At 42.5% G+C, this 19,838-nt stretch carries 20 protein-coding genes and 3 pseudogenes; 14 read left to right on the forward strand and 9 right to left on the reverse strand.

The genetic code is table 11. The features are described from left to right. From IM475_RS01950 to IM475_RS01980, 7 genes and pseudogenes are all read left to right on the forward strand, one after another. Positions 1 to 181: pseudogene (locus tag IM475_RS01950) on the forward strand (IS630 transposase-related protein); the annotation flags it as partial. A 19-nt stretch (positions 182 to 200) separates the two neighbouring features. Then, complete coding sequence (locus tag IM475_RS01955; protein ID WP_287658340.1) at positions 201 to 515, forward strand: hypothetical protein; 315 nt, start codon at positions 201 to 203, stop codon at positions 513 to 515. Between the two features lie 167 nt (positions 516 to 682). Further along, complete coding sequence (locus IM475_RS01960; RefSeq protein WP_287658338.1) at positions 683 to 856, forward strand: hypothetical protein; 174 nt, start codon at positions 683 to 685, stop codon at positions 854 to 856. Between the two features lie 480 nt (positions 857 to 1,336). Further along, positions 1,337 to 3,238, forward strand: a complete 1,902-nt coding sequence (locus tag IM475_RS01965; RefSeq protein WP_287726520.1) for a thiamine pyrophosphate-binding protein — start codon at positions 1,337 to 1,339, stop codon at positions 3,236 to 3,238. 403 nt (positions 3,239 to 3,641) lie between these two features. Further along, positions 3,642 to 6,260, forward strand: a complete 2,619-nt coding sequence (gene clpB / locus IM475_RS01970) for an ATP-dependent chaperone ClpB (RefSeq protein WP_287658336.1) — start codon at positions 3,642 to 3,644, stop codon at positions 6,258 to 6,260. A gap of 173 nt (positions 6,261 to 6,433) precedes the next feature. Further along, a complete protein-coding gene (locus tag IM475_RS01975; RefSeq protein ID WP_287658356.1) occupies positions 6,434 to 6,766 on the forward strand; it encodes a Uma2 family endonuclease in 333 nt (110 codons plus the stop codon). A 24-nt stretch (positions 6,767 to 6,790) separates the two neighbouring features. Next, positions 6,791 to 7,192, forward strand: a pseudogene (locus IM475_RS01980) (IS1 family transposase); the annotation flags it as partial. Here the strand turns inward: IM475_RS01980 and IM475_RS01985 are convergent. The 5 genes from IM475_RS01985 to IM475_RS02005 all read right to left on the reverse strand — a co-directional run bounded on the left by IM475_RS01985 (position 7,094) and on the right by IM475_RS02005 (position 10,946). Then, entirely contained in the window at positions 7,094 to 7,756 is a 663-nt protein-coding gene (locus IM475_RS01985) for an acyl-CoA dehydrogenase family protein (RefSeq protein ID WP_353737427.1), read from the reverse strand. The pseudogene IM475_RS01980 and the gene IM475_RS01985 sit on opposite strands and share 99 nt — an antisense overlap. 204 nt (positions 7,757 to 7,960) lie before the next feature. After that, on the reverse strand, positions 7,961 to 8,095 hold the full coding sequence (locus IM475_RS01990; RefSeq protein ID WP_287658335.1) for a hypothetical protein: 135 nt from the start codon (positions 8,093 to 8,095) through the stop codon (positions 7,961 to 7,963). 364 nt (positions 8,096 to 8,459) lie between these two features. Further along, positions 8,460 to 8,657 (reverse strand): hypothetical protein, encoded by a 198-nt coding sequence (locus IM475_RS01995; RefSeq protein ID WP_002731987.1) that lies wholly within the window; start codon positions 8,655 to 8,657, stop codon positions 8,460 to 8,462. A 31-nt stretch (positions 8,658 to 8,688) separates the two neighbouring features. Beyond that, positions 8,689 to 9,264 carry a peptide deformylase gene (def, locus tag IM475_RS02000; RefSeq protein ID WP_046662465.1) on the reverse strand — a complete coding sequence of 192 codons (576 nt, stop codon included), beginning with the start codon at positions 9,262 to 9,264 and terminating at the stop codon, positions 8,689 to 8,691. Positions 9,265 to 9,548: 284 nt separating this feature from the next. Continuing rightward, positions 9,549 to 10,946, reverse strand: coding sequence for a serine/threonine protein kinase (locus IM475_RS02005; protein ID WP_287726521.1), 1,398 nt, complete (start codon positions 10,944 to 10,946; stop codon positions 9,549 to 9,551). 410 nt (positions 10,947 to 11,356) lie between these two features. Between IM475_RS02005 and crtE the strand changes: the two genes are divergently transcribed. The 4 genes from crtE to IM475_RS02025 all read left to right on the forward strand — a co-directional run bounded on the left by crtE (position 11,357) and on the right by IM475_RS02025 (position 14,625). Then, entirely contained in the window at positions 11,357 to 12,286 is a 930-nt protein-coding gene (gene crtE, locus IM475_RS02010; RefSeq protein WP_287726522.1) for a geranylgeranyl diphosphate synthase CrtE, read from the forward strand. A gap of 17 nt (positions 12,287 to 12,303) precedes the next feature. Further along, positions 12,304 to 12,756 carry a divergent PAP2 family protein gene (locus IM475_RS02015; RefSeq protein ID WP_287726523.1) on the forward strand — a complete coding sequence of 151 codons (453 nt, stop codon included), beginning with the start codon at positions 12,304 to 12,306 and terminating at the stop codon, positions 12,754 to 12,756. 64 nt (positions 12,757 to 12,820) lie between these two features. Beyond that, on the forward strand, positions 12,821 to 13,978 hold the full coding sequence (locus tag IM475_RS02020; protein WP_287726524.1) for an AAA family ATPase: 1,158 nt from the start codon (positions 12,821 to 12,823) through the stop codon (positions 13,976 to 13,978). Between the two features lie 2 nt (positions 13,979 to 13,980). Continuing rightward, positions 13,981 to 14,625 (forward strand): DUF3226 domain-containing protein, encoded by a 645-nt coding sequence (locus IM475_RS02025; protein WP_287658328.1) that lies wholly within the window; start codon positions 13,981 to 13,983, stop codon positions 14,623 to 14,625. Positions 14,626 to 15,133: 508 nt separating this feature from the next. On the opposite strand, the gene IM475_RS02030 is transcribed toward IM475_RS02025, so the two are convergent. Then, positions 15,134 to 15,721: a class I SAM-dependent methyltransferase gene (locus IM475_RS02030; RefSeq protein WP_287658326.1), complete on the reverse strand. Its 588-nt coding sequence runs from the start codon at positions 15,719 to 15,721 to the stop codon at positions 15,134 to 15,136. A 286-nt stretch (positions 15,722 to 16,007) separates the two neighbouring features. Here IM475_RS02030 and IM475_RS02035 point away from each other — a divergent pair, with 286 nt between their 5' ends. Beyond that, positions 16,008 to 17,444 (forward strand): folate/biopterin family MFS transporter, encoded by a 1,437-nt coding sequence (locus IM475_RS02035; RefSeq protein ID WP_287726525.1) that lies wholly within the window; start codon positions 16,008 to 16,010, stop codon positions 17,442 to 17,444. A gap of 96 nt (positions 17,445 to 17,540) precedes the next feature. Here the strand turns inward: IM475_RS02035 and IM475_RS02040 are convergent, their stop codons facing one another. Together IM475_RS02040 and IM475_RS02045 are read right to left on the reverse strand one after the other, a co-directional pair. Further along, positions 17,541 to 17,762: a type II toxin-antitoxin system HicA family toxin gene (locus IM475_RS02040; protein ID WP_002732388.1), complete on the reverse strand. Its 222-nt coding sequence runs from the start codon at positions 17,760 to 17,762 to the stop codon at positions 17,541 to 17,543. Then, positions 17,762 to 18,007 carry a type II toxin-antitoxin system HicB family antitoxin gene (locus tag IM475_RS02045; RefSeq protein ID WP_002753457.1) on the reverse strand — a complete coding sequence of 82 codons (246 nt, stop codon included), beginning with the start codon at positions 18,005 to 18,007 and terminating at the stop codon, positions 17,762 to 17,764. Before IM475_RS02045 ends, IM475_RS02040 begins: the two co-directional genes overlap by 1 nt. A gap of 385 nt (positions 18,008 to 18,392) precedes the next feature. Between IM475_RS02045 and IM475_RS02050 the strand changes: the two genes are divergently transcribed. After that, the gene (locus IM475_RS02050; protein WP_002753456.1) at positions 18,393 to 18,692 is read left to right on the forward strand and encodes a type II toxin-antitoxin system Phd/YefM family antitoxin; all 300 of its coding nucleotides are present in this window, start codon (positions 18,393 to 18,395) and stop codon (positions 18,690 to 18,692) included. Continuing rightward, positions 18,676 to 18,948, forward strand: a pseudogene (locus IM475_RS02055) (Txe/YoeB family addiction module toxin). The gene IM475_RS02050 and the pseudogene IM475_RS02055 overlap by 17 nt, the downstream one beginning before the upstream one ends. Before the next feature lie 58 nt (positions 18,949 to 19,006). Here IM475_RS02055 and IM475_RS02060 read toward each other — a convergent pair. Then, a complete protein-coding gene (locus IM475_RS02060; protein ID WP_502865414.1) occupies positions 19,007 to 19,705 on the reverse strand; it encodes a proprotein convertase P-domain-containing protein in 699 nt (232 codons plus the stop codon). Between the last annotated feature and the right edge of the window lie 133 nt (positions 19,706 to 19,838).

Consider the following 19,838-nt stretch of genomic DNA (forward strand, 5'->3'; position numbering starts at 1 on the left):
AAATCCCGAGGCAAGATTAAGAGACAGAGCCGAGAAGTTTGGAGTGAGACCAAGTGCCATTTGCTATGCCTTAAAAAAAATGAAAGTTACCAGAAAAAAGAAGGAACTTCGTTATAGAGAAAGAAACCGAGAAGAAAGAATAAAATACTACAGAGTGCTGAGAGAATTGATTAAAATATATTGATAATAATCATACTTCAGTGGGGGCGATTCAAGGCTTTAACTGGCAAGATAGACCAGATTTGGCTAACGCGCCTTTGACCGTTTCTCATTTTCCTAATGTGGTGAACGGAGCAGCCGATAGTCAAACTACTGGGAACAATTCCTGGAGAATAGTTACTTCCCGGTTTGTTTCTGGGGGGAATGACTTTCTCAGTGTCAATGGGCTTCTAGAAATAACAGGGGTAAATGGGGGACTTTTAATATTCGCCCAGAATTTCGTATTGGTGGAGCAATTCAATGGGTCCGCTGGTTTAACAGAGAATAGCCAAGCTAGTAATCACCACGGAAAATAAAGCTACCGAATTGGCAGGATATTTAGCTTGGAAGTTTGGATTACAGGCTAATTTACCCTCGAATCATCCTTTTAAAAACCAAGCACCTTAAAGTTAATCGCGATAGTTAAACAAAAATTTATGGTTTTTCTTTTAGTGTGTTTTATTCTCCCTTTAATTTTGTCCGAATGGCTAGTAAAAACCAAACTGCAATGATTTTTATTGCATCAGGGCTAATCAGTTCAATTGCCTTGTCGTTAATTCTCCCAGAAGAAAAGTTAGCGATGGCGTTGCCCGCTCCGGCTGCTTTGATTGGCGCCAGGTTAACTCAATGGTCAGCTACTAAGGAGGATAAGGGGTGAAGTGGAATTATTAAGGGGTATCTATGTTGACATCCTCACCGCCGGGGCCGGACGGTGATGACCGGCAGATCGAACAAACTTAATTAAACGACCGACCGCTGGGTTGACGCTTCACGGGATGCCGCTACCTTAGCGGTAGTCTTACGCTTTCCGACCCGTCCGTTTTCAGTGTCCGAATGCCGGACGGCCACTTTGAACAAGTGGAAAAAATCTCATGTTCAACCTTATTTCCTAGAAAGTTTTACTCGTTTAAGGCCGAATTTGAATTCTTTTCTGAACGAAACCCCCTACTATCTGTGGTCAAGGTTTAGTTTTTAGCTTGGTTATCGCCTTTTCCGTTGTAGCTTAAAGCCGTCCTCAAAGGACGGGGTTTTCAACCCAAATTTTCGATAAGAAATTATTCAATCAATCGATCGGGTGACATTCTAGGCTATGATTTCCCTGACTATAGTTATTTCTCTACATTAAGGAAAATCGACAATGACAGCCTTTCCCATCGATTTGACTGCCTATAAACCCATCAGTCTCGACCCCAGTAACCCCACCCTCACCGACGAGCAAAGAAGCGCCCTAAAAGCCAATATCCAACTCTGTCGCGATGCTATCATCTTTTTTACTGCCACGGGTGCGGCCCGGGGTGTGGGTGGTCACACCGGCGGCCCCTACGATACCGTCCCGGAAGTGGTGATTCTCGATGCTCTTTTCCGCAGTCAACCTAGTCAATTTGTACCAATTTTCTTCGATGAAGCGGGACACCGCGTCGGTACTCAATATCTCATGTCTGCGTTAGAAGGTTCTTTACCCCCAGAACAATTAATGCACTACCGCGAGGCTAATTCTAAACTCCCTGGACACCCGGAATTAGGATTAACTCCCGGCGTAAAATTTAGTTCTGGCCGTTTAGGACATATGTGGCCCTACGTTAACGGTGTCGCTTTAGCTAACCCCGGAAAAACCGTTTTTTGTTTAGGTTCCGATGGTTCTCAACAGGAAGGCAATGACGCAGAAGCTGCCCGTTTAGCCGTAGCTCAACACATCAATGTTAAGCTGATTATTGATGATAATGATGTTACCATTGCTGGTAATCCTTCCAAATATTTACCCGGTTATGATGTGGCTAAAACTCTCGCCGGTCATGGACTAAAAGTGTTAGTGGGAGATGGGGAAGATATCGATAGTTTGTATCGCAATATCTGTGAAGCAATTAATACTCCCGGCCCGATTGCGATTATTAATAAACGTCCCATGTGTCCCGGTATTGAAGGGTTAGAAGGTTCTAACCACGGTCATGATGTGATTTCTGTCCCCTTGGCTTTGAAATATTTAGAGGCAAAAGGACACAGTGCCGCCGTGGAATATCTCAACAGTATTAAGAAGCCTTCTAATGACTATAAATTCCTCGGTTCTGGGGATAAATGGGGTTCTAACCGCAACGTTTTCGGCGAAGCAGTAGTCAGTCTTTTAGGCAAAATGAGCGAGGAAGAACGCAAGGCTAAGGTATTAGTAGTAGATAGCGATTTAGAGGGTTCCTGCGGTCTGAAAATTATCCACGATAAACATCCCGAAGTGTTTATTCCTTCCGGTATTATGGAACGGGGCAATCTTTCGGCGGCTGCTGGTTTTGGTATGGAAAAAGGTAAACAGGGAATTTTCGCCACCTTTGCCGCTTTTCTAGAAATGTGTATTTCTGAAATCACCATGGCCCGCTTGAATTATTCTAATCTTTTATGTCATTTTTCCCATTCCGGTATCGATGATATGGCGGATAATACCTGTCACTTTGGTTTGAATAATTTCTTTGCCGATAATGGACTGGATGACGGTTACGAAACCCGTCTTTATTTTCCGGCCGATGCGGCACAAATGACCGCTTGTGTCGAGGCAACTTTCCATCAACACGGTTTACGTTTTATCTTCTCGACTCGTTCTAAAACTCCCAATATTCTTGATACTAAAGGTAATAATTTCTTTGGCGATGGTTATACCTTTGTCCCCGGAAAAGATGAAGTAATTCGGGAAGGCACTGCCGGTTATATCATCAGCTTTGGCGATGGTTTATACCGAGCTTTGGATGCAGTGGAACGTCTAAAACAAGAAGGTGTTGACGTGGGTTTAATTAATAAACCGACTCTCAATGTGGTGGATGAAGAAATTATCGCTAAAGTTGGTAGTTCTCCCTTTGTTTTAGTGGTAGAAGCATTTAACCGTCGTACGGGTTTAGGTAGCCGTTATGGTTCTTGGTTACTCGAACGCGGTTTAACTCCTAAATACGCCTATATCGGTACTCACCATGAAGGTTGTGGCGGTTTATGGGAACAATTCCCCCACCAAGGTATTGACCCAGTTGGTATTATTAGTAAAGTTAAATCTTTAATCGCTTAGATAGTATTTTAGGGTGGGCTTTAATCAGTTATCAGTTATCAGTTATCAGTTATCAGTTATCAGTTATCAGTCAACAGTGAACATCTTTAATAATTAAGTAGGTAGGCGTTAAAAATTATCAGACACCCCCTTATCAAGGGGGGCAGGGGGGATCGAACCTAAAATTCATTTTTAATTTAATTATAACCAGCTACTTAAGATTTTAGCTTGGTTGAGAGCTTGAACATTTGTACTAAAATTTCCCAGACGTAGTTTAAATCCATTACAGCTGATCAACTTTAGCGGCTCAAATCGCACAGTTGAGGGGAAATCCCCCTTAACTAGGTACGGTAAGCCCCTAGGAGCCGACAAACCGGTCAATCTAGAATAATCTCTAGGGTATAAAAGTAATCTCTTATAGAAAATGCAGCCAACCAATCCACAACAATTTACGGAAAAAGCTTGGGAGGCAATCGTCAAAACGCCGGACATTGCCAAACAGAACAGCCAGCAACAAATCGAAAGCGAACATCTAATGAAAGCCCTACTGGAACAGGAGGGATTAGCGGGCAGTGTCTTTAGTAAAGCTAATATTAGTCTAGCCCGTTTGCGGGATCGAACCGATGACTTTATCCGTCGTCAACCGAAAATCTCTAACCCCGGCGACTCGATTTATTTAGGTCGTAGTTTAGATAGTTTACTCGATCGAGCAGAAAATTATCGCCGAGAATTTGGAGATGACTTTATCTCGATCGAGCATTTGATTTTAGGTTACGCTAAAGATGATCGCTTCGGTAAAAATATTTTTCAAGAATTCGGACTTACCGAAAACAAACTCAAGGAAATTATTCAACAAGTCAGAGGTAGTCAAAAAGTGACCGATCAGAATCCAGAAGGCAAATATGAGGCCCTAGAAAAATACGGACGGGATCTCACCCAATTGGCACGGGAAGGTAAATTAGACCCCGTAATTGGACGGGATGACGAAATCCGTCGCACCATTCAGATCCTCTCGCGTCGGACTAAAAATAACCCAGTTTTAATCGGGGAACCGGGAGTAGGAAAAACCGCCATTGTCGAAGGATTAGCCCAGCGGATTATTAACCGTGATGTGCCAGAATCTCTGTTAGATAGGACTCTTATTTCTCTCGATTTAGGTGGCTTAATTGCGGGAGCAAAATATCGCGGAGAATTTGAGGAAAGATTAAAAGCTGTCCTCAAGGAAGTCACCGATTCCCAAGGCAATATCATCATGTTTATTGACGAAATTCATACCGTTGTCGGTGCGGGAGCCACTCAAGGGGCAATGGATGCGGGCAATTTATTAAAACCAATGTTAGCCCGGGGTGAATTACGTTGTATTGGGGCCACTACCCTCGATGAGTACCGCAAATATATCGAAAAAGATGCGGCGCTAGAAAGACGCTTCCAAGAGGTTTTAGTGGATGAACCAAATGTGGTCGATACTATTTCGATTCTTCGCGGTCTCAAAGAACGTTATGAGGTGCATCATGGGGTGAAAATTGCCGATAATGCTTTAGTAGCGGCGGCACTGCTTTCTAATCGTTATATTAGCGATCGCTTTTTGCCCGATAAGGCCATCGATTTAGTTGATGAAGCGGCGGCAAAATTGAAGATGGAAATCACTTCTAAACCGGAAGAACTCGATGAAATTGATCGCAAAATTCTCCAGTTAGAAATGGAAAAACTTTCCCTACAACGGGAATATGATCCAGCTTCGCGAGAACGGTTAGAAAAGTTAGAAAAAGAACTGGCTAACCTCAAGGAAGAACAATCGGGATTAAATGCCCAATGGCAAGGGGAAAAAGAGATTATCGATAAAGTTCGTGGGGTTAAAGAAGCGATCGAACAAGTTAATCTGGAAATTCAACAGGCCGAACGAGATTATGATTATAATCGCGCTGCGGAATTAAAGTTCGGAAAATTAACCGATCTGCAGCGGCAAATGTCCGCCCTAGAAACTCAATTGGCCGACAAACAAACCACCGGTAAAAGTTTATTAAGGGAAGAAGTTCTCGAATCGGATATCGCCGAAATTATCTCGAAATGGACGGGAATTCCTCTCAATAAATTAATCGAATCGGAAAAAGAAAAACTCCTCAATCTGGAAGAGGAATTACACGAAAGTGTCATCGGTCAAGAGGAAGCGGTGACAGCCGTGGCCGAAGCGATTCAACGTTCCCGCGCCGGTTTATCGGATCCCAACCGTCCCACGGCCAGCTTTATTTTCCTCGGTCCGACGGGTGTTGGTAAGACAGAATTGGCGAAAGCTTTAGCTCGCAATCTCTTTGACACGGAAGAGTCCCTAGTTCGCATCGATATGTCGGAATACATGGAAAAACACAGCGTTTCCCGTCTTATGGGTGCGCCTCCGGGATACGTCGGCTACGATGAAGGGGGACAATTAACCGAGGCAATCCGGCGTCGTCCCTACTCTGTCATCCTCTTTGATGAGATTGAAAAAGCCCATCCCGACGTTTTTAACGTTATGTTACAAATCCTTGACGATGGGCGCTTAACCGACTCTCAAGGTCATCTGGTTGATTTCAAAAATACAATCATTATTATGACCAGTAATATCGGTTCTCAATACATTTTAGACGTGGCCGGTGATGAGTCTCGTTATGAAGAAATGCAGGCCCGGGTGATGGAAGCAATGCGGAATAGTTTCCGTCCCGAATTCCTCAATCGTATCGATGAAACGATCATTTTCCATAGTTTACAAAAAGCACAACTGCGCTCAATTGTCAAACTACAGACAGCCAATCTCAGCGATCGCTTGATGGAACAAAAATTAGCCCTGAAACTTGCCGATATTGCCCTCGATTATCTAGCAGAAATTGGTTACGATCCAGTGTACGGTGCGCGACCCTTAAAACGGGCAGTACAAAGATATGTGGAAACTCCGATCGCTAAGGCAATTCTGCGCGGCGAATTCAAAGGGGGAGACACGATTTTTGTCGATGTGGCCGATGAAAGATTGACCTTTAAACGGTTAGCTTCCCAGGTAGTAACTGCTTAATTAGCAAGGGTGGGCAATGCTCACCCTTTGATTATTATGGAAGCATGGGATTTTTGCTTGAATCTATGACTGTAACACTGCTCGCACCACCGGCTGAAATAATTCACCTGTCCGGGATTAGCTGGAAAACCTACGAAACGCTGCTCGCCGAAATGAGCGATCGCCATCTCTAGCTGACCTACAATCGTGGCAATTTAGAAATCATGGCCCCTTCGACCGGACATGAAAGATTCAAGAAAGTGGCGGGGCGATTTGTTGAGACAATGGCTGAAGAATCAGCAGTCTCGATTTATCCCCTCGGTTCTACCACCTTTAAACGCCCTCAATTAAGCGGTGCAGAACCGGATGAATGTTTTTACATTGATAATATTGCGGCGGTTCGGGGGAAAAAGCGACGGGACTTAAATGAAGACCCAGCACCGGATTTAGTCATAGAAATTGATGTCACCAGCAGTTCTCAAAATCGGGCTTTGTCAGATGAAGAGATGAGAAGGCAAAATAGATAGAAACTCAATGAAGGAAAAAAAACGATAAAATGTCCAGAATGTAAAAGTGACCACATCAATAAAAATGGTCATCGTGGTCAAAAACAAAACTATATATGTGTAAACTGTGGTCGTCAGTTCATCCACAGCTAGGAAATCAAGGGCTATAGCGATGATGTTAAGCGTAGCTGTCTGAAAATGTAGGTAAATGGCATGGGATTTCGAGGCATTGAGAGAGTGACAACAGTCTCACGAACAACCATTATGGATTGGGTCAAACAAGTGGGAAAACTGCTGCCTGATTCCTATAATTCAGAAACGATTCCAGAAGTGGGAGAACTAGATGAATTAGAGACCTTTGTTGGTAAAAAAAAGAACAAAATCTCGATATGGAAGGCTGTTGACCACTTTCGAGATGGAATTCTTGGATGGGTAATTGGTGATCATCGCCACATTATGAAACGAAACACTACCACTATCGGTTTGCCGTTGACCCATATTATCCCAATCGGCGTGCAGTTCTACTCCCTCACGCTGGGTGGGAACCACAAGAACCGATATTTTCCCCGTCTCCTGATCGATCGCCGTAACGGGTAAAATGTCAGAATCCCAAGAACCGGAACAGACGCTTTTCTTGCCTTCTAGTCGGAAAATATCGCCCTCGGAAGCGATCGCTGTCCGACGATCCAAGAGATTTAACGCATTCGCCCAAAACCAATTCTGTCGGATGGTTTCCTTGTAGTAGTATTCCTTCTGTTCGATCGTCCCGAAAAGATGGGGAACGATCACCCCAAGATGATGGTAGGAAAAAATATGAGCGATCGAGCTATCGACTTGGGCGAACTCTCGAACGATGCGAAATAAGGTAATCCAACTCTCGCCAGAACCACCGTATTCTCGGGGAATAATTAAGGTCAAAAGACCACTTTGGCGGAGGCGATCGCGCGCCAGTTTCGGGGTTCCACCCTGATGGTCTCGCTCGACTGCATCGATGGCGAATTCCGATGCCAGAGAAACCGCGAGAGATAGATAATAATCGGCTACTTTTGCGCGTAGGTACTCTCATCGAATTTTATTTTTAAGTTAATTATTTGCATAATAATTCCCGAAGAGCCTTAAAAGTTGTCAAACATTAATCTATAAGGGGAATTTATTCTCAATTTTTATAATTGAGATAGTTTGTGCCGCTTAAATAAAGAGGTTTTGATAACCAAATTAAAGCAGCTCTAAAGAGTTTTGAGTTAAAAGTAAAACTTCATACCAATTTTCATAGTCGTGACTAACATCTGAAAGTGCAATTCCTTTCTCCGAGAGGGATTGCGCTTTGAAATGATCAACTAAGTCTGTCATTACTTTTGAAAAATGATATCAGGTTTTTATTCATAACAAATCTACTAATTAACTAATTTTCCCAAAAAAATTAGTTAACCTATCATTATAACATATAATTAATTTGCAAGAGTTCTAGTCACTGATAATTGCTGATTGTCGGTATTTCTGTAAATGTGAGATGCAGCCTGGGGAAATCTTTACCTAATCAGATTTTCACCCATCGGGATATACTTGATTGCTATAAAAGATGATAAAATCCTAAAAAGTAGTAACTTTTTCTGGCAATTTGCCCTGTAGTTAAAACGAACAAAAGAGAGAAGTAAATTCTCTCTTCTGCTCATGAAAATTATGCCAATTTTTCGATAACCGAGGGGAAGTTATTCTATTTGTAATTGGCTCTCGTGTCTTTAACCGCTGCCCAAAAAAATAGGGCTGTTAGTGGCACACTTGCCGCTAGAATTAAGCCAGTGGTGGTATTGCCTAAATCCGGTTCTCCCGAACTAATTTCAAAGACACAACCCACACCAGCAATCGCTGCAATACAGGATAATAACAATAAAACGCCGCTTTTCGGGGTCATCTTCACTCCTCACCTAAATTAACTAATGCCTTTATTTTGTCACTTTCTCGACCGGTTTCACCGCTTGCACGGAAAAACCGTGTTTTTTTAATTCTTCATTGAGTGCCAAATCGTTATCTACTCTATCCACGAACATGACACCATTAAGATGGTCCATTTCGTGTTGAATTACCCGCGCTAGTAAACCGTTAGCTTGCAGTTTTCGCGGTTTCCCCTGTTCATCTTTATAACTCACTTCGATCGCTTGGGGACGGATGACATCTAAAAAGACATCGGGAATACTCAAACAACCCTCTTCCGCTTTGCACAATTCCCGACCATAACCGATAATTTGGGGATTAATCAGAATTAGGGGCGGATTTTCTGGTTTATCGGGTTCACAATCGATGACAATCAATTGTTTATTGACTGCCACTTGCGGAGCCGCTAAACCGATACCATTGGCACTATACATAGTTTGCAGCATTTCTTTGGCTAATTGGCGAATGCTGTCATCGACTTTAGCAATCCGCTTGGCCGGTTGACGCAGGACTCGATCGCCGAGATAATGCAGTTCTAAAGGGGGTTTTTCTAATTTGCGTTTTTCTACGGTAATAGTGGCGCTCATAAACTTAATTATCGATGGGATGCACAATTTTGATCTTAGTCACTGGCTCTGGGGCATTTCTCAGGAAAAGGGAGAAAAAAGCCGAGACTCTTCATAAAATTTTACACCGGTCACAGACAGTTCGTCTATATCAGGGGGTGGGAATTATGAATTATGAATTATGAATTAGGAAATGGGGGAGTGCGGAAGTGGGGGAGTGGGGAGATTTTTCAGTTATCAGTAAGCAGTAATCAGTAAGCAGTGGGGGAGTGGGGAGAGGGGAGAAAAAAGCTGATTGTAACTGGCTACTTATTAGTAATTGGTATTCCTAACCATTGGCTTAATTCCGCTGCTAACCATTCAATTTCGGGTTTACTCAGATAGGCTTTTGTCTTACTGCTAATAGTATATTCTTTAGTCCCCGCCCAAATAGTTAAAGCCATCGGCACATAAACTCGATCGCCATCGCCATCTTTGCTATGATAACTATCAGCTTTCACCAGTTTATTAATATGTTGTCTTGCCATTTTCTTTTTGCCCGGAAGTGTCAAACCCCAAATTCGCTGAATGGTAACAATTTCTTGACTATTAATAGTTATAATTTCCTCCCCTTTGAGACAATAAATAATCTGGTAAAGCATTCCTAAACCCACATACCAAAAGGGCAAGGAAAAGAGCAGAAAAAACCAACTTATCCACAGAGGAATAGAAATTGCTCCTCCTGTCCATACTAATAAAAAAGCATTCCAAGCGATGGCAAAGGTGCCAAGATAAATTAATTTAGGGGTAAAACCTTCGGGAGGTAAAGATATTTTAATTTTCTCCTCGCTTTTTTGCAACTGTACCCGACTCCCTGCGGGTTTTTCAAGGTTCGAGGAAGTTAATTGCATTTCGTGGAGAGTATTTAAAGCTTGATTTGCTGCCTGTGCTGAAACAAACCTTTTTTCGAGACTAGGTTCAATTAACTGCCCTAACCAATGAACAAAAGCAGGGCTTAAATTAGCTAAATTATTTAATTGAATTTTGCCATCTTTTTGGGGTAAATCGGCGGGATGAATGCCTGTAGCTAGATAGATTAAAGTGGCTCCTAAACTGTATAAATCAGAAGCGGCAACAGTGCGACCACCAAATTGTTCGGGGGGCATATAACCGTAGGTTCCGACAATAGTTAAAGTGGCCTGTTCCTGTTGAGCAACAGTCTGGACAGAACCAAAATCAATTAAATAAACATTACCGATACTATGACCCGATCGATCTTTTAGTAAAATATTACTAGGTTTCAAATCTCGATGGATAATTGGCGGGTTAAGTCCATGGAGATAAATTAAAATACCTAGGATAGATTTAGCTAATTCTTGTAGGTCTGCTTCACTAAATTTGCGACCAGTTTCTATCTGTTCCTTGAGAGATTTAGCCTCGATATAACTCTGAACAAGGGCAAAACCTTGATAGGTATCGGTGCGAACTTCAAAATAGTCGATATATTCAGGAATCGAGCGACAATCTAGATGTTTAAGAGTTTCTGCTTCCCGTTCAAAAAGTTTTAAATCTGTCCATTCAAAATCGGGACTGAAGATTAATAATTTGACGACAACAGTAGCGCCCGTTTTTAAATCTTGGGACAGAAACGTGCGTCTTCCGGTTTGTTTACCTAACTGACTTTGAATTTGGTATCGATCGCCTAAAATTTGCCCTGGCAGCATACAATATATTCCTAGGATAATCCTAATTCTAGGCTAATCGAGAAATTTCTCAACCGCAAGCTAAGAAAACGGAAGTTTGACCGAATCATCAAAACTTTAGCATTTCCCCTGATAACTGCGGCGAAATTCAATTGTATCGCCCGTTTTTTGCTAATTCTCGGACTGGGCTGAGGGATGTATTTTTTCAGGTTAAAAGAGAAAATAGGCATCAGAAAAGAAAATTGGCCCATCTCCGTCTGGGAAATTTTAGTACAAATGCTCAGACTGTCAACTCCGGTGCTGCCATGCAGTCTGAAGGAGTAATTTAGATAGTCAACAGATTAGGGGACAAGGGAGCAGTCAGTTTAATTCTGATCGAGGTGAAGTTTCCTGATATAGTTTTAAAAGCAGTCGGTTCAAGACAAAAAGACATGGTTACTAGGGGCGAACGAGGAGTAGAAGTGAGGAAAAACGAGAACTTTTCTCTGGCTTCCTATCTGGAGGAAAAGCGGTTGATTGTCGAGTCAGCTTTGGATAGCTCTTTAGTTATCGGCAATCCTGCCAAAATCTACGAGGCGATGCGCTATTCTCTCCTCGCTGGTGGCAAACGTCTGCGGCCGATTTTATGTCTGGCTACCTGTGAATTGATGGGGGGTTCCCTAGAGATGGCTTTACCCACCGCTTGCGCCCTAGAAATGATTCACACTATGTCATTAATTCATGACGATTTACCCGCCATGGATAACGATGATTACCGGCGCGGGAAATTAACCAATCATAAGGTTTTTGGCGAAGATATCGCTATTTTAGCGGGGGATGGTCTCCTAGCCTACGCTTTCGAGTATGTGGTTACCCAGACTCGTAATGTACCTCCTGTACAGGTTTTAGATGTAATTGCCCGTTTAGGTCGCACTGTCGGGGCAGCGGGTTTGGTGGGAGGTCAGGTTTTAGACTTGGAATCCGAAGGAAAACCGGATATTTCGGCGGAAACTCTCAGTTTTATCCATACTCAGAAAACCGGCGCCTTGTTGGAGACTTCTGTGGTGTCGGGGGCAGTTTTAGCGGGGGCAAAAGGGGAAGATATAGCTAAATTAGCCCGTTATGCCCAAAACATTGGCTTGGCTTTCCAAATTATCGATGATGTTCTCGATATCACGGCGACAAAGGAGGAATTGGGCAAAACCGCCGGTAAGGATCTACAGGCACAAAAAGCTACCTATCCCAGTCTCTGGGGGATAGAAGGGTCCCGCCAGCAAGCTCAACAGTTAATAGATAGTGCCATCAATGAATTGAGTGGCTACGATGAGGCCGCTGAACCTTTACGGGCCATCGCCGAGTATATTGTTAATCGTAAAAATTAAATTAAACGAATGAGATTATGCAGGACTTCCAGCAGGTGTTACACAATCAAATACTGCTAATCTCTCTTTTAGCTTGTTTCACTGCCCAGGGACTAAAAGCGCTGATTGAGTTAATCCGCGATGGTAAGGTGAGTCTGCGCTATCTAGTCTCCTCGGGGGGAATGCCTAGCGCTCACTCGGCACTGGTGGGGGCCTTGGCTACTGGGGTAGGATTACAGATGGGTTGGTCTAGTGCCGAATTTGCCATCGCTGCGCTTTTTGCGGTTATTGTTATGTATGATGCGGCTGGAGTGCGTCAGGCAGCAGGAAAACAGGCCCGGATTCTCAATCAAATTATCGATGAAATGTTCCAGGAGGGCAAGGAATTTAACGAGGAACGTTTAAAGGAATTAATTGGTCATACTCCTTTTCAGGTGCTGGTCGGTTTAAGTTTGGGTATCGGTATCGCCATGGTGCTGCTCTGTCATTAATTGAGGTGTTTTCTGGGGTTGAGATAAACTAGATTTAATAACGGAAAATCCAGGGTAATTACTCATGTTAGAATCCCTAAAAATTGAAGGCTTTCGCGGTTTTCAAAATTTTGAGATGGCCAATCTTGGTCGAATTAATCTCTTAGTAGGTAAAAATAATAGCGGTAAAACTTCTATTTTAGAAGCGATTCAGTTTTTGTATGCTCAGAATAATATAGATATATTTCTTGAAACTATTAGCTATAGAGGTGAGTTCGCTTGGTTGGAAAATAAGTTAGCTGGTCGCACTAAAGTTTTTGAAATTTGTCATTTATTTCATGGGCATGAAATCATCCCAAGTAAAAAAATTATCATCAGTGGATATGGCAAATCCTATCTAGCAAGTGTTACCATTTCTGTCGAAAGCATTCCTATACAACTATCTTTATTTTCAGGCAAAAATGATGATCTAAATCAAAATAATGATAACAATTTCGACAATGAGGAATGGGGTAAACTTCTTTTAAGTATTGGATGGATTGGCTCACAAAAACCTATTGAAATGGAACTTCTTGCCAACGGTACTCTTGCCAGAGATTCTACAAGAAGAATGGCTAGTTTAAGCAGAATTTCCCATAAAATAGGTATTGATAATAAAATTGAATTGAAGTTCTTAACACCATTTTCTCTAACAAGTTCTGATATGGCAGCACTTTTTGACAACATTGTTCTCTCTCCTTTAGAAGATTTAATTATTGAATCTTTGAAAATTATTGAGCCAAAAATTGAAAGGATAGCCAGTGTTGGTTCTGGCAAGTATTTAACTTCAAATAACCTAGGTGTTAGAGGTGGGTTTTTAATCAAAATTAAAAATCATGATCAACCTATCCCTATTGGCAGTTTAGGAGATGGATTTTGGCGGATGTTGGGATTAATTTTAGCGATGGTTAACCTTGAAAATGGAATTTTATTAGTTGATGAAATTGATAGCGGATTGCACTTTACTGTCATGACTGATATGTGGAAAGTAGTCTGGGAAACCGCTAAAAAACTCAATATTCAGGTATTCGCCACCACTCACAGCCGGGATTGTTGGCAAAGTTTAGGCGAATTAATTACCGAAGAAAAAATTACCGATAACGAGATTACTATTCAAAGGATAGATAAGGACAAGGAAAAAGCAGTTTCCTTCAATACTAGACAAATTTACCTCGCTTCTGAAAGAGATATTGAGGTTCGCTAAAAATGCCCAAAATACATCCTAAAAAACTTTTGGTAGAGGGAAGAGAAGACATGAGAGTGATTCCCGAATTAGCAGAAGCCCATGGCATCTCTTGGGGAGAGACAAAGGACACAGCTACTATCTATATTAAACCCGCTGGTAGCATTGAGAGTTTACTCGATAGCGATAATATTTACAACGAAATCAATGATAGTGGACTAACTCATTTAGGAATTATTATGGATGCAGACCAAGAACCTAATAATCGTTGGAAAAGTTTATATAATGCCTGTTTACCAAATATACCTAACTTACCTCAAAATTTACCAGCAGAGGGATTAATTATAACTCTAGAATCGGGGATAAAATTCGGTGTGTGGATGATGCCCGATAATCAATCTAGAGGAATGTTAGAGACTTTTTTAGCCTATTTAGTTCCCGATAATAATCTTTGGCAATATACACAAAACAAGGTGATAGAGGCAAAACAACAAGGGGCAACCTATAGGGATTATCATCTAGATAAGGCTAATATTCATACCTATTTAGCTTGGCAAGATCCGCCGGGGAAACAACTTCACGATGCAGTAAAACAAAGAATACTTAATCAATCCCATCCCCAATCAGCAAATTTTTTGAGATGGTTACAGGAGTTATACGAGATTTGAGAGAACTATGGCTCCAGATGGGAATGACAGCAACTATTGTAGTCAACCCAAGCAAGAGTAACCTTTGGGGTGGTTGGGTTTCGCTTAAACAAGCGACTTGAGGTATTTTCGACCCGCTATTGTTGCGCTCAACCCAACCTAGGAGGCGATGCGATCGCACTATATTACTCTCAAATATAGCGATCGCAAGAAACTTTCCCAATAACACGACAATAAGTCTGTTATAATGTAAGAAGTAGATGATCTATCCCCAATTAAGTGCTAATCTGGCAGAGGATATTAGCTCACCTAGACTTATCAACTTTAATGAATGAGTAGGGTGCGTTCCCCAAAATCGATCGGTGCAGTGGTAGAACTGACCTTAGGGAACGCACCCTACGTCTACGGCAATAGCGATCGCACTATTTTCTTTCACTAAAATCGGGTTTTAACAGGTCAAAAGCCTTATTTTGAAAGGGTTTTACCATTATTTAGCAAACCCTAGGTAGGCCATACAAAACGATTGCTGTTAGTCAGGAGGGAGGTTGAAAAGTAATCGTGTATCATGGTCTGGCGCCACTTTGAATGCCAAAGCAGACACTTCAAGATTGCCAGCAGCAATATATATCTTTGAGAAGCCAGCCTTTTGCAAGGCTTTCAACAACGATTTATGTGTAAAACCGGTCTTATGAGCAAAAAAGTCTTTTTTACTGCGCTCGATTTCAACGCTATAACCGTAAAGGACATCTAGAACCATAATTGGCCCTGCCGGTGATTGATACAGGACATCATCAATATCTAAACCCCTGTCAATTGTGATCCGCATCAGTTCCTGGATGTCCGGAACCCGAATATGTGCAAAACCGCCGTCCTTAAGTACGTGTAGGAACCCAGCTAGGACTCTCTGTACATCGTGTCGGTAGTAGTGTTCAAGGTTATGTGAGCAGTAAACAGCGTCAAACTGACCACTTTCAAGGGTGGTAAGATTACGCGCATCGCACACAATATCTGGTGAACCTTTCGGGTCAATATCGAGCAGCAAGTGTTCAAATTCTGAATATTGGGGCGGAAGCGGAATCGCCTTGCTGTTGCCACCTACGTTTAGAACTTTTTTCATCTCTCGCCTTTGTTGGTAAACCTAACTGAGGATTATACGGAAAGTTTCCCTATATCACATCAAATACACATTTAAAAAAATCTTTCCGTATATTAATAGAGCGATCGCAAAAAACTTTCCCCATAACACTACAATAAGCCTTTTATGGGGAAATTCAACTAAAACCCTAAAACCCAATACCCAACCGCCAAAACCTAAAGCTCAACAGTTAAACCCTAACAGCTAACGCACCGATCGAGCGCTCAATCATTATCATAGAGACAGTAACAAATATTTATGAAACTTCATGCTTATTAATCGCCTTGGCATCGATCGCGGGAAAAAATTCCTTAAAGAGACTATCTTGTTCGGAAATGACCCTAATCCCGAATTAATTGGCATTTTAGGGGTTTATTTCGTCCAGGGCATTCTCGGACTCTCCCGATTAGCGGTTAGCTTCTTTTTAAAAGACGATTTGGCCTTGAGTCCCTCCCAGATGGGGGCATTAATCGGAGTAGCGGCGATTCCTTGGGTGATTAAACCAGCTTTTGGCTTTCTTTCGGATGGTTTGCCTATTTTCGGCTATCGTCGTCGGCCCTACCTAATTTTATCGGGAATTCTCGGGGTTTTAGCTTGGTTGGCCCTAGCCACTGTGGTGGAGAATGCTTGGCAAGCGACGGCGGCGATCCTGCTTGGTTCCCTTTCTGTCACCATTAGCGATGTCATCGTCGATTCTTTGGTAGTAGAAAGGGCCCGCAGAGAGTCCTTCACTCAATCCGGCTCTCTACAGTCCTTAACTTGGGGAATATCGGCCCTAGGCGGCTTAATTACGGCTTATCTCGGTGGTTGGTTACTGGCACACCTCGGCACTCGTCCCGTCTTCGCTCTCACGGCTATTTTTCCCCTGATTGCCTCAGCTATGGCGTTTTTAATTACAGAGGAAAAAATCAAGAATAATGATGAATCACAATCCACGCCGAAAGTCAAGGAGCAAATCGGGCAATTATGGTCAGCAATTAGACAAAAATCAATTTTATTACCCACTGCCTTTATTTTCCTCTGGCAGGCTACTCCTAGCGCCGATTCTGCCTTTTTCTACTTCACCACCAACGAGTTAGGATTTGAACCGGAATTTTTAGGACGAGTGCGCTTAGTCACCAGTTTAGCCTCAATCCTAGGTATCTGGGTATATCAAAGGTTTTTAAAAGCGATTTCCTTTCGTTTAATTTTGGGTTGGAGTACGGTGATTTCCGCGCTTTTAGGGATGACTACCCTAATCTTAGTTACCCATACTAATCGAGCGCTCGGTATTGACGATCATTGGTTTAGTTTGGGGGATAGTCTCATCCTCACCGTCATGGGACAAATTGCCTTTTTACCCGTCTTAATTTTATCGGCCCGTCTTTGTCCCGTGGGCATTGAAGCATCTCTATTCGCTTTATTAATGTCCATCTGGAATATGTCAGGATTAGTTTCCCAAGAAATCGGCGCTTTATTAACCCATTGGTTGGGAGTCACCGAAACTAATTTTGATAACCTTTGGTTATTGGTAGTGATTACTAATCTCTCTACTCTCCTACCTTTAGCCGTAATTAAATGGCTACCTTCTACGGATCCGCAATCTCAGGAAGTCAAGAAAACTTTTCCCCCCGCAGAAGTCTTTGAACATCATGTTACTGGTTCTTTAGCTGAACCAGGTTTTATTCCTGAACTTGTCCCCGAATTAATCGAGACAAGAGATTGACAGTTCAGAAAAGGGGTTTCTCAAAGAAACCCCTTTTCTATGGCATTCATCTTGCTTAATTGAGAACAGTTTTTAACTTTTCCAAGACAGAATTGTTTAACGTAATTTTTCCCATTCTTCTCTACTAATATTTGCTTGTTGTAAAATTTTAGCCAGCAAGCTTTTACTGATATCTCCTTGGTGTGGATTAGGAATCCAGATTTTTAATTTTCCCTGCACCATATATTGATGATTTCCTCCTACCAGAGGACCAGAAAATCCCAGCTTTCTCAACTGGCGAATTAACTCTTTCCTTTTGATGGGGGCAAAAGGTGGCATCAGGCGATTTTTTGTTGAGGGGTTAGATTGATACCGTCAACAATCGGTAACTGATGCTGTAAGCGTAGTCCTAAAATAACCCAGCCTTCCAAAACTTCCTGTAACTGTTCCTTAGTAGCTTCGAGGGTTGTTTCATTAGCATATACTCCCTCAAATCCCGGAATTTCTCCATAAAAAGTACCGTCTTCTAGAACTTCATAGGTTGCCAGTTCCATTGCTTGTTTTAGATATTTTGTTAGCATCATTGACAGGAATAAAGCTCAGTTATTGTCTCGAAGATTGTCGATGTGATTATCAGTTGTTTTGACTCTGGCGATAATTTTGCCATTTTTCTCAGCTTACCATACTGGCCAATCTACTGATTCGGCTCTTCTCGACTTTGTGTGATAATTTTTGCTTATGAAATCGTCAAATGTTTACTGGGAAAGACTTTTAGGACTATTTTGTTAAATAAACTATCAGTATAGACCTCATTTCCACACAGAAACCAGAAGAGCCCTGATTCCAGTCTAGCGCGAGTTAGCAATCCCTAGCGATCGCCCTAAGTCCAGAAAACGGGTTTCTTTAAAAAACCCGTTTTCTCAGTTGATGAAATAAGCTAAAATCGAATCAACTCGTTGTCATCGCCTTATGTTTTCTATCCAAACTACCTACACTCAAGCTCAAGAAAATTTAGCGAGCCTTCTGGATCGATTGGAAAGCGAGAATAGTATGGCGATTATTACGCGCCCTGGTCATAAAGATATGGCACTATTGAGCGCAGAGGAATTAACTGGCTTATTAGAAACCGTTTATCTTTTGCGATCGCCTGCGAATGCTCGAAAGTTATTGGCAGCACTGGAACGTTCAATGGAGAGGGACGTTAAAACAATACCGGGACAGACAGTTACAGAACTTTGTCAGGAGTTAGGAATTGAACGCCAAGAGTAGGGCAATTGTCTTTGACAGTTAATTTCGAGAAGATTTAAGATGGTGGTACAAAACAGATAAAAAAATCGCCTTTCGCCTACTCGATCTCGTAGAATCTGTCACCGCCGATCCCTTTACTGGGATAGGCAAACCAGAACCCATAAAGTATCTTGAAGCTAATACTTGGTCACGCCGAATTACCACAGAACACCGTCTAGTCTATCGAGTCAAAGATGACCGCATTGAGTTTTTAGCAGCACGATATCACTATACTTAAACAGCTTATGTATTCCAGAAAACCGGTTTCTTTGAGAAACCCGTTTTCTATGGCTGCCCTAATGGCGCTTAAATGCCGCTGCCGTTCCCAGTAAGCCTAGGGCCAGCAAACCTAAGACAGAATTTGATTCGGGAACAGAAACGGGAGCAATGGGAGTCCCCTCCAAATTCAGCGTCCAACTGCCAAGACTGCCAGCATCACCACCCGAAAGATCTGAAATCCTCAGCCGCCAGTCGCCAGCGGTCTGGGATCCACCCAAGGAAGTGAGTATGGGAACAAGGGTGCCACTATCCGCACCGGTGGGGAAGTAGTTGCCGCTGGGGATGTTAAAGCTAGCATCTCCGGAAGCCGCTACGGACCAGATGTTGCCGGTAAAGGCATCATTGAAGCTGTAGTTGCCGTTGAAGTTGCTGGAGTCACCCTGCCCACTGCTAACCCGACCAATCCGGTTGAACAGAGTGACTGTCGTGTTGGTTGGGACGTAGGTGAGATTGGCGATCAAATCACCGACGAAGGTGTGGGTTAGGTTATTGAGGGTGACGGTGATGTTGGTGATCAGGAAGTTGGAACCGGTGGGAACGGTAATAGTGCTGGAAGCACCTGTGGCGTTGTTGTCGGGGATGTTGAAACCAGTACCAGTTCCAGTAAAGGTGACGGCGCTGGCGGGGAGGACAGTCATTCCAGCGATGGCGCTAACTGTGCCGGCGAGGACAACACCGACACCAGACAGAGATTTGAAGTTAGTTGTAGTATTCATGAGCAATTTTGGGTAAATTCCACCAAAAATCATACCCCCCCCCCCGATTTTGTCAAATATCACTTTTTTATCGATTGCATAGATGTATAGAGTTTTATCTATACTCCAGAAAACAGGTTTCTCAAAGAAACCC

The organism is Microcystis sp. M061S2 (assembly GCF_020245605.1).
GTDB lineage: Bacteria > Cyanobacteriota > Cyanobacteriia > Cyanobacteriales > Microcystaceae > Microcystis.